12 protein-coding genes and 2 tRNA genes are annotated in these 14,654 nt (G+C 61.8%); 3 read left to right on the top strand and 11 right to left on the bottom strand.

All coding sequences use genetic code 11. The features are described from left to right. Positions 1–3 precede the first annotated feature (3 nt). The 3 genes from NR164_RS28940 to leuC form a co-directional block, all read right to left on the bottom strand. Positions 4–768 carry a class I SAM-dependent methyltransferase gene (locus tag NR164_RS28940; protein WP_046382636.1) on the bottom strand — a complete coding sequence of 255 codons (765 nt, stop codon included), beginning with the start codon at positions 766–768 and terminating at the stop codon, positions 4–6. Positions 769–903: 135 nt separating this feature from the next. After that, a complete protein-coding gene (gene leuD, locus NR164_RS28935; protein WP_256823584.1) occupies positions 904–1,548 on the bottom strand; it encodes a 3-isopropylmalate dehydratase small subunit in 645 nt (214 codons plus the stop codon). 10 nt (positions 1,549–1,558) lie between these two features. After that, positions 1,559–2,977 (bottom strand): 3-isopropylmalate dehydratase large subunit, encoded by a 1,419-nt coding sequence (gene leuC, locus NR164_RS28930; RefSeq protein ID WP_046382634.1) that lies wholly within the window; start codon positions 2,975–2,977, stop codon positions 1,559–1,561. Between the two features lie 147 nt (positions 2,978–3,124). On the opposite strand from leuC, the gene NR164_RS28925 reads away from it, so the two are divergent. Beyond that, positions 3,125–4,015 (top strand): LysR family transcriptional regulator, encoded by an 891-nt coding sequence (locus NR164_RS28925; protein WP_017847706.1) that lies wholly within the window; start codon positions 3,125–3,127, stop codon positions 4,013–4,015. 66 nt (positions 4,016–4,081) lie between these two features. Then, on the top strand, positions 4,082–7,360 hold the full coding sequence (locus NR164_RS28920; RefSeq protein ID WP_079444387.1) for an EAL domain-containing protein: 3,279 nt from the start codon (positions 4,082–4,084) through the stop codon (positions 7,358–7,360). A gap of 3 nt (positions 7,361–7,363) precedes the next feature. Here the strand turns inward: NR164_RS28920 and NR164_RS28915 are convergent, their stop codons facing one another. Both NR164_RS28915 and NR164_RS28910 read right to left on the bottom strand, forming a co-directional pair. Next, a complete protein-coding gene (locus NR164_RS28915; RefSeq protein WP_079444388.1) occupies positions 7,364–8,644 on the bottom strand; it encodes a hypothetical protein in 1,281 nt (426 codons plus the stop codon). Positions 8,645–8,751: 107 nt separating this feature from the next. Further along, a complete protein-coding gene (locus tag NR164_RS28910) occupies positions 8,752–9,642 on the bottom strand; it encodes a hypothetical protein (protein ID WP_046382631.1) in 891 nt (296 codons plus the stop codon). Positions 9,643–9,926: 284 nt separating this feature from the next. Here NR164_RS28910 and NR164_RS28905 point away from each other — a divergent pair, with 284 nt between their 5' ends. Continuing rightward, positions 9,927–10,367, top strand: coding sequence for a hypothetical protein (locus NR164_RS28905; RefSeq protein ID WP_256823582.1), 441 nt, complete (start codon positions 9,927–9,929; stop codon positions 10,365–10,367). Positions 10,368–11,253: 886 nt separating this feature from the next. Here the strand turns inward: NR164_RS28905 and NR164_RS28900 are convergent. The 6 genes from NR164_RS28900 to NR164_RS28875 form a co-directional block, all read right to left on the bottom strand. Further along, positions 11,254–12,219 carry a tRNA-dihydrouridine synthase gene (locus NR164_RS28900; RefSeq protein ID WP_017847710.1) on the bottom strand — a complete coding sequence of 322 codons (966 nt, stop codon included), beginning with the start codon at positions 12,217–12,219 and terminating at the stop codon, positions 11,254–11,256. A gap of 55 nt (positions 12,220–12,274) precedes the next feature. Then, complete coding sequence (locus NR164_RS28895) at positions 12,275–12,709, bottom strand: thioesterase family protein (protein WP_017847711.1); 435 nt, start codon at positions 12,707–12,709, stop codon at positions 12,275–12,277. Between the two features lie 38 nt (positions 12,710–12,747). Next, positions 12,748–13,581 (bottom strand): alpha/beta hydrolase, encoded by an 834-nt coding sequence (locus NR164_RS28890; protein WP_057005688.1) that lies wholly within the window; start codon positions 13,579–13,581, stop codon positions 12,748–12,750. 14 nt (positions 13,582–13,595) lie between these two features. Then, the gene (locus NR164_RS28885) at positions 13,596–14,135 is read right to left on the bottom strand and encodes a TetR/AcrR family transcriptional regulator (protein ID WP_079444391.1); all 540 of its coding nucleotides are present in this window, start codon (positions 14,133–14,135) and stop codon (positions 13,596–13,598) included. Positions 14,136–14,319: 184 nt separating this feature from the next. Beyond that, positions 14,320–14,395: transfer RNA gene (locus NR164_RS28880), tRNA-Glu, on the bottom strand. Positions 14,396–14,473: 78 nt separating this feature from the next. Continuing rightward, positions 14,474–14,549 (bottom strand) — tRNA-Ala (locus NR164_RS28875). Between the last annotated feature and the right edge of the window lie 105 nt (positions 14,550–14,654).

Raw genomic sequence — 14,654 nt, 5'->3', positions numbered from 1 at the left:
TACTCAGCGTTCGGCCCAAACCACCAGCACGTCGGTGCTGAAGGTGCCGTCGGCTTGAATTTCGTAATAATCGCGGACTTCCTGGCCCATTGCCTGTTGCAACTCAAGAATCGCCGCACGCAAAGGCGCTGGCGTACGCATGCGCTCGACCCACGAGGTGTATTCCAGGCGCAGGCGCTGGCGGCTGCTGTTGCGCACATGCAGACCGGCTTCGCTGAGCTGGCGCATCCACTCGGCGGCGGAGTAATCGCGCACGTGGCTGGTGTCGCGCAGCACTTCGACGGTTTGCAGGTAAGTGTCCAACAGCGGGCTGCCCGGTGACAAGACATCGACAAACGCCGCCACGCCACCCGGCTTGAGCACCCGGCGCACTTCGCGCAGGGCCAGGCCGAGGTCGCTCCAATGGTGCGCCGAATAGCGGCTGAACACGAAGTCGAATTCGCCATCGGCGAACGGCAAGCGCTCAGCAGCGCCGTGGACCGTGCGGATATTGCCCAGGCCACGGTCTGCGGCAGCGGCGGCGACCACGTCGAGCATCTGCTGGGACAGGTCGTAGGCCACCACTTCTTTTACCAGCGGCGCCACATGGAAACTGACATGACCGGCGCCGCAGCCCAGATCCAGCAGTCGCGCAGCGCCGTGCCCGGCCAGTTCGGCCTGGAGCAGCGCAAATTCAGTACCTTGGGCGTGTACGGCACTGCTCAGGTAGGCCGAGGCCTGTTCACCGAATTGTTTTTGCACGACTTGGGTGTGGGCGGCTTTGGTCATGGTGAGTTTCCTGGGTTTTGTGTGGTTAACACTGACCCCATCGGGGGCAAGCCCCCTCCCACATGTTGATGTGTGAACACGTTCAAATGTGGGAGGGAGCTTGCTCCCGATGGCGGCGGTCCTGCCTACATCACATCAAGCGTCGCGAAACAACCAAGGCTGGCTGGCCCGGTGCCTGATTTCAAACGCGGCAATCGCATCGCCGTCCTGCAAGGTCAGGCCGATGTCGTCCAGGCCGTTGAGCAGGCAGTGCTTGCGGAAGGCATCCACTTCAAAGTGGTACACCTTGCCGTCCGGACGGGTCACGGTCTGCGCGGCGAGGTCGACGGTCAGTTCGTAGCCGGGGTTGGCCTCCACTTGCTTGAACAGTTCATCCACTTCGGCATCGCTCAAGATGATCGGCAGCAAGCCGTTCTTGAAGCTGTTGTTGAAGAAGATGTCGGCGTAGCTCGGCGCGATGATGCTGCGAAAGCCATATTCTTCCAGGGCCCACGGCGCGTGTTCGCGGCTGGAGCCGCAGCCGAAGTTTTCCCGCGCCAGCAGCACGCTGGCGCCCTGGTAACGTTCGGCGTTGAGCACGAAGTCCTTGTTCAGCGGGCGCTTGGAGTTGTCCTGGTAGGCGTACCCCACGTCCAGGTAGCGCCACTCGTCGAACAGGTTGGGGCCGAAACCGGTGCGCTTGATCGACTTCAAGAACTGCTTGGGGATGATCTGGTCAGTGTCCACGTTGGCACGGTCCAACGGCGCGACAAGACCAGTGTGTTGGGTAAAAGCTCTCATCGGGTATTCCTCAGATCAATTCGCGAACGTCGATGAAACGACCGTTGACGGCAGCGGCGGCGGCCATGGCCGGGCTCACCAGGTGAGTACGCCCACCGGCGCCCTGACGCCCTTCGAAGTTACGGTTGGAGGTCGACGCGCAATGCTCGCCGGACTCCAAGCGGTCCGGGTTCATCGCCAGGCACATGGAGCAGCCCGGTTCACGCCATTCAAAACCGGCTTCGAGGAAGATCTTGTCCAGGCCTTCCGCTTCGGCCTGGGCCTTCACCAGGCCCGAACCCGGCACCACGATGGCCTGCTTGATGGTCGAGGCGACTTTGCGGCCCTTGGCGATCACTGCCGCGGCGCGCAGGTCTTCGATCCGCGAGTTTGTGCAGGAACCGATGAACACGCGATCCAACTGAATGTCGGTGATCGCCTGGTTGGCTTTCAAGCCCATGTACTTCAAGGCGCGCTCGATGGAACCGCGCTTGACCAGGTCGGCTTCCTTGGCCGGGTCCGGCACGTTCTGATCGACGGCCAAGACCATTTCCGGCGAGGTGCCCCAGCTGACTTGCGGCTTGATCTGGCTGGCGTCCAGTTCCACCACGGTGTCGAACACGGCATCGGCGTCGGAGACCAGGTCTTTCCAGGCCTCAACGGCGGCATCCCAGTCGGCGCCTTTGGGGGCGAACGGACGGCCTTTGACGTACTCGACGGTTTTTTCGTCCGCCGCCACCATGCCCACGCGGGCACCGGCTTCGATGGACATGTTGCAGATGGTCATGCGGCCTTCGATGGACAGGTCGCGAATGGCGCTGCCGGCGAATTCGATGGCATGGCCGTTACCGCCGGCGGTGCCGATCTTGCCGATCACGGCGAGCACGATGTCCTTGGCGGTCACACCGAAAGGCAATTGGCCTTCGACGCGCACCAGCATGTTCTTCATTTTCTTGGCGACCAGGCACTGGGTGGCGAACACATGTTCCACCTCCGAGGTGCCGATGCCATGGGCCAGGGCGCCGAACGCGCCGTGGGTGGAGGTGTGGGAGTCGCCGCAGACCACGGTCATGCCGGGCAAGGTCGCGCCCTGCTCCGGGCCGATCACGTGGACGATGCCTTGGCGCACGTCATTCATCTTGAATTCGGTGATGCCGTATTCGTCGCAGTAGTCGTCGAGGGTCTGCACCTGCAAACGCGACACGGTGTCGACAATGGCGTCGATCCCGCCCTTGCGCTCCGGGGTGGTCGGCACGTTGTGATCCGGGGTGGCGATGATCGAGTCGACGCGCCAAGGCTTGCGCCCGGCCAGCCGCAGGCCTTCGAACGCTTGGGGCGAGGTCACTTCATGGATGATGTGACGGTCGATATAGATCAGCGACGAGCCATCGTCGCGCCGTTTCACTTCATGGGAATCCCAAAGCTTGTCGTAAAGCGTTTTGCCGGCCATCAGTCGGTCCTCATCAGCGGTCTTTCTATGCCCCGGGTCTTGAGACATTCAATAACCCTTTGGCTTGTGAGGCTGATGGTATGGCGCTACATTAAATAACTCAAATTCATATTTTTTATGCTTTGGATTACCAACTGGAATACCACAATGGACCTGGCCAACCTCAATGCTTTTATTGCCATCGCCGAGACCGGCAGCTTCTCCGGCGCCGGTGAGCGCCTGCACCTGACCCAACCGGCCATCAGCAAACGCATTGCCGGCCTCGAGCAGCAACTGAAAGTGCGCCTGTTCGATCGCCTGGGCCGTGAAGTCGGCTTGACCGAAGCCGGGCGCGCCCTGCTGCCGCGCGCCTATCAGATTCTCAACGTCCTGGACGACACTCGGCGCGCCCTCACCAACCTCACCGGTGAAGTCAGCGGGCGCCTCACATTGGCCACCAGCCACCACATCGGCCTGCATCGCCTGCCGCCGATCCTGCGCACCTTTACCCGGCAATACCCCAACGTTGCGCTGGATATTCAGTTTCTCGACTCGGAAGTGGCCTACGAAGAGATCCTGCATGGCCGCGCCGAAGTGGCGGTGATCACTCTGGCGCCCGAGCCGCACAACCTGGTGCGCGCCACCCCGGTGTGGGACGACCCGCTGGATTTCGTGGTGGCGCCGGAGCACAGCCTGACCCGCAACGGCTCGGTCACCCTGGCGGACATCGCCGGTCACCCGGCGGTTTTCCCTGGCGGCAACACCTTTACCCATCACATTGTCAGCCGCCTGTTCGAGGCCCAGGGCCTCACGCCGAACATCGCGATGAGCACGAACTATCTGGAAACCATCAAAATGATGGTGTCCATCGGCTTGGCGTGGAGCGTATTACCGCGCACCATGCTCGACGATCAGGTGACAAGTATCGCTTTGCCGGGCATACAACTCAGTCGCCAGCTAGGCTATATCGTGCATACCGAAAGGACACTGTCGAACGCTGCGCGGGCTTTTATGAGCCTCTTGGATGCACAGGTCGAGCTGCCAGGGACACCGGCATGAAGCTGTGCGGCCTCAAGGCCTGAATAAAACCGCGCCGAACGCCCATCGAGCCAAGGCTTTTTGATAATGCGCAATCCCGTCGACCCTATGCCACCCCTGCCCCGCATTTACGCCCTCGACCCTGAAGAGGCGGAACAAAGCTGGGACAGCGCCCCGCAACTGCTGGCAGCGCTTAACGCTGCACGGCTGGGTGCATGGTGCTGGGAAATCGATACCGGGCGTATCAGTTGGTCGCGGGGCACCCAGGCGCTGTTCGGCTTCGACCCGCGCCAACCGTTGCCCAAGGATCTGGAGTACCTGGACCTGCTCGCGCCGCAAGACCGCGCCCGGGTGATACGCGCGTTTCACGCGGTGCTGGCCGGCGAGCCGTTCGAGCAGGCCATGCACCACCACATCCAGTGGCCGGATGGCAGCCAGCACTGGCTGGAAATCAACGGCAGCCTGGCGCCGGACAAAGCCGGCCGGCGCCGCATGATCGGGGTGATCCGCGAGACCACCCGCCAGCGCGAACGGGAACACGCCCTCAGCCACTCCGAAAAGCGCTTCGCCACGCTGTTTCACTTGTGCCCGAACATGGTCCTGCTCACCCGCCAGTCCGACGGCTTGATCAGCGAAGCCAACCAGTATTTCCAGATCCTCTTCGGCTGGCCGGTCGCCGACGCCATCGGTCGCACCACCCTGGACCTCGGCCTGTGGCTCCACCCTGAACAGCGTGCGCAGTTGGTCAGGGCCACCCAGCGCAAGGGCGAACCCATCACCATGGAAGTGCAATTCTGTGCCAGCAACGGGCAGATCCACGATGGCACGCTCTGCGCGCAGAAGGTCGAGCTGGACGGCGAGGCCTACCTGATCAGCACCTTTCTCGACACCACCGAGCGCAAAAACGCCGAGCAAGCCTTGAAAGACAGCCAGGAGCGCCTGGACCTGGCCCTGGACTCCGCGCAATTGGGCACCTGGGACTGGCACATTCCCACCGGCATGCTCTACGGCTCGGCCCGCGCCGCCCAACTGCACGGCCTGCCGGCGGAAGCGTTCCATGAATCGTTCGAGGCGTTTTTCGAGGGCATGCCCAAGGAAGAGCGCGAGAGTATGCGCAACGCCTATCGCACCCTGCGCGAAGGCCCGGCCGGCAACTATCAGCTGACTTACCGTGTACAACTGGAAGACGGCAGCCCGCGCTACCTGGAAAGCCGCGCACGCCTGTACCGCGACGAAAAAGGCGCGCCACTGCGCATGGCCGGCACCCTGCTGGACATCACCGACCAGGTCGAGCGCGAACAACGCCTGAGCGCCTCCGAAGAAAAATTCGCCAGCCTGTTCCAGGCCAGCCCCGACCCGATCTGCGTCACCCGCCTGGACAACGGCGAGTTCATCGAGATCAACCCCGCCTTCACCCAGACCTTTGGCTGGACGGCCGCCGAAGTGATCAACATGAGCGCCGAACAGATCGGCCTGTGGGACGAGTCGAGCCAGCGCCTGCAACGCATCGAACAGGTGATTCGCGACCAGGCGCTGAACAACGTGGCGATCATCGCGCACCACAAAAGCGGCCAGGCCCTGACCTGCGTGATTTCCAGCCGGATGATCAAGGTCGGCGACCAGCCGTGCATCGTCACCACCCTGCGCGACATTACCCAGCAGCAACGCTCCGAGGCCGCGCTGAAGGCCAGCGAAGAAAAATTCGCCAAGGCCTTCCATTCCAGCCCCGACGCGATTTCCATCACCGAACACGACACCGGCCGCTATGTGGAGGTGAACGACGGGTTCTGCCGCTTGACCGGTTTTCGTGCCGAAGATGTCATCGGCCTGACGCTGTACCAGGTCGGCATCTGGGCCGATGAAAACCAGCGCGCGGTGCTGCTGGCCGAACTGCAACTCAAAGGCCGTATCCGCCATTTGGAAATGCTCTGGCACAACAAGCGCGGCGATGTGCTGGCGGTGGAGGTTTCAGTCGAGCCGATCACCCTCAACGAAACCCCTTGCCTGTTGCTGACCGCGCGGGATGTGAGCCTGTTGAAAAACGCCCAGGCGCAGATCCGCCACCTGGCCTACCACGACCCGCTGACCAACCTGCCCAACCGCGCACTGCTGATGGACCGCCTGAGCCAGCAGATCGCCCTGCTCAAGCGCCATAACCTGCGCGGTGCATTGCTGTTTCTCGACCTCGACCACTTCAAGCACATCAATGATTCCCTCGGCCACCCGGTGGGCGACACCGTGCTGAAAATCGTCACCGCGCGCCTCGAAGCCAGCGTGCGTATGGAAGATACCGTGGCGCGCCTGGGCGGCGATGAGTTCGTGGTGCTGCTCAGCGGCCTGGATGGCACGCGCACCGAAGTCAGCGCCCAGGTTCAGGAACTGGCCGACACCCTGCGTGAATTGCTCTCCGAACCGATGTTCCTCGACGGCCAACGCCTGCAAGTCACGCCGAGCATCGGTGTGGCGCTGATCCCCGATCATGGCTCGACCCCGGCCGACCTGCTCAAACGTGCCGACATCGCGCTGTACCGCGCCAAGGATTCGGGGCGCAACGCCACGCAGATGTTCCACAACAGCATGCAGAAAACCGCCAGCGAACGCCTGCGCATGGAAACCGACCTGCGCCTGGCCCTGTCACGCGGCGAATTCAGCGTGCATTACCAACCCCAGGTGGACGCGCGCGGCAATAAGATCGTCGGCGCCGAGGCGCTGGTGCGTTGGCAGCATCCGCAACTGGGCGCGCAGGCGCCGTCCGAATTCATCAAGGTGCTGGAAGACAGCGGCCTGATCCTCGAAGTCGGTACCTGGATACTCGACGAAGCGTGCGCCGCCTTCGAGCAATTGATCAAAGAAGGCAAGGTGGACCCGCTGAATTTCAGCCTGTGCGTGAACATCAGCCCCCGGCAGTTCCGCCAGAACGACTTTGTCGAACGGGTCGAGCACAGCCTCAAGCGGCATTCACTGCCTTACTGCCTGCTGAAACTGGAAATCACTGAAGGCATCGTGATCCAGAACCTGGATGACACCATCAGCAAAATGCGTCGCCTGAAAAAGCTCGGTGTGAGTTTTGCGATGGACGACTTCGGCACCGGTTACTCATCGCTCACCTACCTCAAGCGCTTGCCGGTGGATGCGCTGAAGATCGACCAGTCATTCGTGCGCGATGCCACCCACGACCCCAACGACGCCGAAATCATCCGCGCCATTGTGGCCATGGCGCGTAGCTTGAACCTGGAAGTGATCGCCGAAGGCGTCGAAACCCCGGAGCAACTGGCGTTCCTGCAAAAGCTGGGCTGCCACTTGTTCCAGGGCTATTTGCACAGCCGGCCCTTACCGATAGAAGGGTTCAGGCTCTTGCTGGATTGAGGCTCAGACCAGCTTCAGGGCCCGGAACCCCGAACTCATCCAGCGCGATGAGGCCAGGTCGTGCTTTTTTCCATAGAAATCCAGCGCCCCATCGATCACCGCCACCGAATGCCAGTTGTCTGCCAGGGTGCCGATCGCCCCGTTGGCCAACTCTGCGACAGTGCTTTCACGCACGTAGCCAAACAACCCCAGGCGGCGCAGCGCTTCGCCAGGGTACTCGCCATCGTTGAGGGTTTGCAGAGCCGTCGTGTAACTCTGGCGGGCACGAAAATCGTTGTTCTCGATCTGCGCGCGCTTGGCACTGACTGCGTACAAAAAGTGCGCGGCATTCAGCAACTGTCGATTATTGCCATGAAAGTTCGACTCGGCGGCAGCCTGGCGCACTTCCTCGTGGGTCAGTTGCAACCGGAAGGCATCTCGCATGACCACGTCAAACCCCGTCGGCGTGATTTGAACCTGCTTATAGATCGCCCTCGGGTCTTGCCCGAACCGGATCATCGCCGCCTTGATCGCCGAGACCGTGACGCAATTGCCTTCGACCCCCTGGTAAAACCCGCTCCAGATGTCCGCGGGCCGGACGCTCGCGACCACAGGGGCGGCGCCGCGATTGCTCGGCGGCGGCAGTTGATCATCGAACAAGACATACCCATAGCCCCGATCAGCCGTTCGTGGTGTCCCGCCATCATGCCTGACCCCCTCGCGCACCAGCGCCGACCCGCGGTTATGGGTCTCCAGCACCCCTACCGCGCCCTTGCCCGCCATATCGCTCACCGGGACGAACTGCGACAGGCCGAACACCCCCATGCCTTGCAGACAACGCTGGGTGGTCTCCCCCTCGAGCGTCTTCGCCAAGGCGGCTTCGAACGTGGCATAGCCCCCGGTCAGTTGCTTGCGTTTGACAAAGGCGGCAAACATGAAATTGGCATCCTTTACCACGCCGCTGTCCGCCCCCGTGAAGCGGGAAGCCTGCGACGCCTGCTGCAACTCCTGGCGGGACAGGTGCAGCTTGAATTCATCCTTCATCGTGACGTCGTACCCATCGCCCGAGGGTAGCAACTCGTTAAACATCGCGGCTGGACGCTGACCGAACGTCATCATCATCAACTTGATCACCGCCGCGTGGCTGCTGCAATCAAAACTCTCGCCGAAGCGCCGCTCGCTCGTGTGGAATGCCGAAGCGATATCAGCCGGCCTTTCACCTGCGGGTTTCACCGGAAATACGGGAGAAGCCCCGCGCTGCTGGGCCGTTTCGATCATCGAACGGCTAGCTGTGGAGATATACATGCACTGGGTTCCTGACGCTTGTAAAAAATAAGCAGCCGAACGGGCAGCCAGGTTTGGGCTGACTGCCCCGTTCGCAGCCCTTCAATTCAACGGATTCACCAATAGGGCTATGGCACCAGAGCTATGGCATCGCCGTGCGTGGGCGCTTTTCCCTGTCGCCCCCATAGCTCTTCGCGACCGTTGATGACCGCCACCGAATGCCGGGCCCGATTGCACATGCCCAACTGCCCCTTGGCGAGCTCACGCACGGGGACCCTCTTCATGTGCTTGCTCAGCCCCAGCCGCTTCAACCCCTCCCCCGGCCCTCGCTCATCCTCGCCATCATTCAGGCTGCGGATCGCCGCACCGAAACTGCGTGCCGCCCTGCCATCGTTGTTTTCGTCCTGGGCACGCTTGGCGCTGATCGCGAAAAGAAATTGCGCGTCTTTGAGCATCTCTTTGTCAGCCCCGACAAATTTTGCCCCACGCGCACCTTCGGCGAGCTCCCGGTCCGTCAGGTTGACGGTTACGTCATCGCGCATGACCACGTGATAACCACGCTCGGTTTTTTTCACCTCCTTGAAAATATCCGTAGGGCTTTGGCCAAACTGGTACATCGCCGCCTTGATGGCCGATACCGTCACGCAGTTGCCATCCGGCCCTTGGCGAAAGCCGCTCCAGATATTGTCGGGCTTCGCGCCGTTGCGCTTCTTCGAAAGGCCCGCGATCATCGCCGCAGGCTCGGGTTTGGGCGGCGCCGGCGCAGGCACCACAGGCGTAGTGACCTCCGGCCGCGATGGGGATATTCCCGGCACCGGCTTCTCTTTGTTATCAGAGACCAAGTTAATCAGCTGAGTCAAAAACGAAGTAAACAGCGTCATTAACTTATCGAGCGGCTCTGAATTATTCGCCACGCCATGAGTGTTTTCCCGCACGTGCTCCAGTACCCCCTGGCTCGCCGGAGACGGCACACTCAAGAAACCGCTTAATTGCGCAAACTGTTCATTTTTTGCTTTCATGGAATCGACAGGAAGTACCTGACGAACATCCACAACACGCGCAATATTATTAATTGAACAACATGACATACGGGCCTCCACTTGCAGGCACTTCCCGGAACATCAGCCCCAAAGAAGTGCACATCCAGTTCAATACGTATAAAGGAAGTTGCTGACGTCAGGCTCTGAATGCAGGCCGGCGGCTGGTCCGCCAGTCGCGCATATCAGATTGACGTTCAGCCGGGCCGGGACTGGTTATATCCGGGGTAGGCGTATCTGGTTGTGGCTGTGGTTGTGGCTGTGGCGTGATCGCCGGTACTTCCGGGGTGGCCGGTCGCGGCTTGACCTCAAGCGCATGCACACCCGGCTTGGGTGCCGGCATGACCTCCGGCGTAGGTGTGTGCTTGTGCGTAGGCATGGGCGTAGGCGTAGGCGTGGGCGTGTGCGTGTGCGTAGGCATGGGCGTAGGCGTGTGCGTGTGCGTAGGCATAGGCGTAGGCATGGGCGCAGGCGCAGGCGTGTGCGTGTGCGTGTGCGTAGGCATGGGCATAGGCGTAGGCATGGGCATAGGCATAGGCGTAGGCATGGGCATAGGCGTAGGCATGGGCGTAGGCGTGTGCGTAGGCGTGTGCACAGGCACCACTTCAACCTTGCGAGCGGCTTCCGGCATCGGCATGACGCGAGGTAAAACCGCTGCCGCATTCGGTTTCGTTTCGCCGCTCAGCGCCTTCGTATCGGGGCAATGACAATGACCGACGTTAACGTTCACTTGCACCTGATTGTCGGCATCCTTGATCACGGAGGCAGCGGATTGATGCATGTGGGGTGACACCGGAAGAGCCGGCTGGCCTCGCCGATCAGCCGTCAATGCGAGGTGTCCAGGCTTCTCCGGCAGCTTGCTCGCATCCACCGGAATGGCGGGCGTTTTATCCGCCCCAGGCAACATGCCGGACACCATGTTCCGCCCCGAAAACATCTCACGCACGGTTTTGACAACCTGCTCCAGCATGTCAAGCAAGCGCGCAAGCCCGCCTGTCTCGATTGTCATGTTGCTGTTCGAAACCTTGAAAGGGTCATGAGGCACGCCAGGGTGAGCCACAGTCGTATTGGCCCCCAATGTGCCGGTTTGCGTGAAGGTTTTCGACATGGATGGCGACAACCGCTCCATGGATGTTGTATCGCCGTTGAACAAAGGTGAATGATTAATCGATAGCGACATCAGTAAGTTCCTTATTGGCACGGCCCGGCTCGGTTAATCAGCGGGGCGGGCGAGGTTTTTTTATCGACTGGAAACAACCCTTGCTGCTTCACAGTCGATACTTTCGTGGAATACGAGGCTATCGAGTTCCAGAAATCGCGACTCATATAAGGAAACCAAATCAAACTTTCGGACTTTTCCCCCTGTTAATTTTTAAAAGACCGCAAACCAAGTAGCTTTAGCCAGATCCGACTGGACACACACGCTAATAAACCACCCTCGGGGCAACTTACCGACACAACCCCAAAACCTGCACGGCATCCGGCTGTGTTATTTCGCCCCGACTTCCTCGCGCAAAAACGCAAAATGCCCCGCATCTTTCGATACGGGGCATTTTCTTCAAACAAACGAGCGGCGCATTCAAGCGCAACGGGTCACCCCTCAGACGCGGCAGGATGGGCCATCCCCAACAACCGGCTCACCTGCTCCAAATCCGTCTCCCGACGCATGGCGGTGAACAGCTCGACGGCCTCCGGGTAATTGCGCGTCAGCATCGCCAACCACTGCTTCAGCCGGCCGGGCGCCTGGCGTTCGGTCAGTTGGGCCACCGACTGGGTCCAGAAATCCTGGAGCATCGGCTGCATCTGCGCCCAGGTCATTGCCACGACGTCTTCGCCGGCGCGTGCCGCCGCGATCTGCCGCGCAAGATCCGGACGCGCAACCAGCCCGCGACCCAGCATGATGTCTTCGGCGCCGCTGACTTCGCGGCAACGCTTCCAGTCTTCGACGCTCCAGATATCGCCATTGGCGAACACTGGCACCTTGACCACATCCTGCACGCGTGGAATCCACTCCCAGTGAGCCGGCGGTTTGTAGCCATCGGTCTTGGTCCGCGCATGCACGACGATATGCGCCGCGCCGCCCTCGGCCAGCGCCGTCGCGCATACCAGCGCGCCATCCGGGCTGTCGAAGCCCAGGCGCATCTTGGCGGTCACCGGGATATGCGCCGGCACTGCGCGACGCACATGCTCGACGATGCGGTTGAGCAGCTCCGGCTCCTTGAGCAGCACCGCGCCGCCACGGGACTTGTTGACGGTCTTGGCCGGGCAGCCGAAATTCAGGTCGATCACCTCGGAGCCCAACTCGCAGGCCAGGGCCGCGTTCTCTGCCAGGCACACCGGGTCGGAACCGAGCAACTGCACACGCAGCGGCACGCCAGCGGCGGTGTGGGCACCGTGCAGCAGTTCGGGGGCGAGCTTGTGGAAATAGGCCGGGGTGAGCAGGCGGTCGTTGACGCGGATGAACTCGGTCACGCACCAGTCAATACCGCCCACGCGGGTCAACACGTCCCGCAGGATGTTGTCGACCAACCCCTCCATGGGCGCCAAAGCAATTTGCATGGAAAACACTCAACAAAAATCGTGGCGCAGTTTACTGGGTTTCCCGCCGCGACCGTTAACCCCCTGTCAGGGCGGCGCCGTAGCCGTCGAGAAACTCCGCCGGCATGCGCTTGGGCTTGCCGCTGGACAGTTCGATGCAGACAAAGGTGGTTTGTGCGCGCAGCAGGGTCGCGCCGTCGCGAGGGCGTACCAGCTGGAAACGCCGGGTCATTTTCAGGCGCTGGTCCCAGTCGACGATCCAGGTCGCCAGTTGCAGCTCGTCGCCTTCATAGGCGGCCGCCAGGTAGTCGATCTCATGGCGCACCACGGCCATGGCGCGGTCCAGTCGCCGGTACTCGGTGAGGTCCAGCCCCAGGCGCTGGGAATGGCGCCAGGCGCAACGCTCCAGCCAGGACACGTACACCGCGTTATTGGCGTGCCCCAGGCCGTCGATGTCCTCAGCGACGACCTGCAGATCGATGATAAACGGCGTTGCCAAATCCCAGCCCATGCCTTGCTCCAGTCGATTGATGTCGGCAGGGCAGTGTATCAGGCAGTTTGGCGCGCCTGTAAACAGCTGCCCGCCAGCAGCGCCAGCACCGCCTCGACCACCCGCGGATCGGCCAGCACGCGCTGGTGCCCGCCCTGCTCCAGGCGCAACAGGCGACTGTCGAACCAGGCGTCGTGGATGACCTGGGAAGCGCTGACCGGCACGAAGGTATCGTCTTCGGCATGCACGATCAGGCCGGGGAGGTCCATCTGGTAATGGGCCACGTCCAAGTGCTTGAGCGGCATGCCCAGGGTCAGCTCGACTTCCTGGATAAACGCTGAGCGCGCCCGCGACGGCAAACCGACCATCCCGGCAAACCCGCCGAGCACATCAAGGAAGCGCGACGGCGCGGCAATGCTCACCAGCGCTTCGGTACGCAGCCCCAACTGCACCGCCAGCATCGCACTGGCGCCGCCCATGGAGTGGCCGACCACCGCATGCAACGGCGGCAGCTCGGCCGCCGCTTCAAGCATCGCGCGGGCAAACAGCAGTACGTGGGCTTCACGCCCCGGCGAACGGCCATGGGCCGGGCCATCGAGGGCGAATACCGAATAGCCGTTCTGCACCAGCGCAGTGATCAGGCTGGCGAACTGGGTGGGCCGGCCTTCCCAACCGTGCATCAGCAGCACCGCCGGGCCCTGGCCCCAGCGCAACGCCGACAGGCCGAAACGCAAGGTGACGCGCTCGGCGTGCGCCAGCAGCGGCAACTCCCAATCCCGCGGTGGCAGATCCCGCGGGGTCATGAAGACCCGCCGCATGCTGTTGGCCACCGTGTGCGGCGCCAGGCGCCCCAAGGTGCCGTTGACGCCACGAATCCAGGTCAATGCGCCCATTTTTATAACCCCTCTTAACGTATGGCCGACTTGGCGGCACGCAACACACGATCGGACAATTCACCCGGCCCCAGGGCACGCGCCAATGCCAGCCCACCGACCATCAAGGCCATGTCCGCCAGGGCCTTGTCAGTGTCTTCCGGGCTGGCGGCCAGTTGTGCGGCCATCAGTTCCACATGTTCGTTGAGGACATCGCGAAAGGCGTCCGGCAGGCGGCCCATCTCGCCCACGGTTGCCGGAATCGGGCAAGCCTTGGCCGTGGAGTCGCGGTGCTTGCGCGACAGGTAAAACGCCGCAACCAGGCCACGGCGCTCTTCGCCGGTGAGTTGGGCATCCATGTCGTCGATCGATGCACGGCGCTGGGCCAGCAATTGGCTGAAGGCTTCCAGCATCAGCGCATCCTTGCTTTCAAAGTGCGCGTAGAAGCCGCCGACAGTCAGCCCCGCCGCCCCCATGACCTCGCCAACGCTCGGCTCGGCCGGGCCACGCTGGACCAACGCGGCGCTGGCGGCCTGCAGGATACGTTCGCGGGTTTGCGCTTTTTTATCGCTCATCGTGTGCCTCCGACTCTCATGGGTTAAATATTATAGCCATAATAATATTTCGCAAGCGAGCGGCACGACCATTGGTCAGAAGCCCGGAGGGGCAAGGGAAGGGAGAATTGGCCAAACGCCAGACAAACAAAAGGGCCATTCAATAATTGAATGACCCTTAAAAATCCCGCAGAGCGGGTAATCGTGGCGTCCCCTAGGGGACTCGAACCCCTGTTACCGCCGTGAAAGGGCGGTGTCCTAGGCCACTAGACGAAGGGGACACAAACCTTCTATACAACTGATCAGGCTGAGACTGATCGATCCAAGGGCGGCGTGGCCAAAACCTTGAACCTGTAAATTGGTGGAGCTAAACGGGATCGAACCGTTGACCTCTTGCATGCCATGCAAGCGCTCTCCCAGCTGAGCTATAGCCCCGGATTTTTCGCCTCGCGGCGCAGCAGACCTTGCGAACTGCTTGTTGAAACTGGCGTCCCCTAGGGGACTCGAACCCCTGTTACCGCCGTGAAAGGGCGGTGTCCT

It is taken from the genome of Pseudomonas sp. Pse79 (assembly GCF_024519615.1).
Lineage (GTDB): Bacteria > Pseudomonadota > Gammaproteobacteria > Pseudomonadales > Pseudomonadaceae > Aquipseudomonas > Aquipseudomonas veronii.
Note: the sequence above shows the minus strand (reverse complement) of the source record. Positions and strands in the feature narration are given on the sequence as shown.

Bases quoted from the DNA above. Each gene is read 5' to 3' on its own strand.
- NR164_RS28940 (WP_046382636.1), bottom strand. From the start codon at position 768: ATGACCAAAGCCGCCCACACCCAAGTCGTGCAAAAACAATTCGGTGAA.
- leuD (WP_256823584.1), bottom strand. From the start codon at position 1,548: ATGAGAGCTTTTACCCAACACACTGGTCTTGTCGCGCCGTTGGACCGT.
- leuC (WP_046382634.1), bottom strand. From the start codon at position 2,977: ATGGCCGGCAAAACGCTTTACGACAAGCTTTGGGATTCCCATGAAGTG.
- NR164_RS28925 (WP_017847706.1), top strand. From the start codon at position 3,125: ATGGACCTGGCCAACCTCAATGCTTTTATTGCCATCGCCGAGACCGGC.
- NR164_RS28920 (WP_079444387.1), top strand. From the start codon at position 4,082: ATGCGCAATCCCGTCGACCCTATGCCACCCCTGCCCCGCATTTACGCC.
- NR164_RS28915 (WP_079444388.1), bottom strand. From the start codon at position 8,644: ATGTATATCTCCACAGCTAGCCGTTCGATGATCGAAACGGCCCAGCAG.
- NR164_RS28910 (WP_046382631.1), bottom strand. From the start codon at position 9,642: ATGAAAGCAAAAAATGAACAGTTTGCGCAATTAAGCGGTTTCTTGAGT.
- NR164_RS28900 (WP_017847710.1), bottom strand. From the start codon at position 12,219: ATGCAAATTGCTTTGGCGCCCATGGAGGGGTTGGTCGACAACATCCTG.
- NR164_RS28895 (WP_017847711.1), bottom strand. From the start codon at position 12,709: ATGGGCTGGGATTTGGCAACGCCGTTTATCATCGATCTGCAGGTCGTC.
- NR164_RS28890 (WP_057005688.1), bottom strand. From the start codon at position 13,581: ATGGGCGCATTGACCTGGATTCGTGGCGTCAACGGCACCTTGGGGCGC.
- NR164_RS28885 (WP_079444391.1), bottom strand. From the start codon at position 14,135: ATGAGCGATAAAAAAGCGCAAACCCGCGAACGTATCCTGCAGGCCGCC.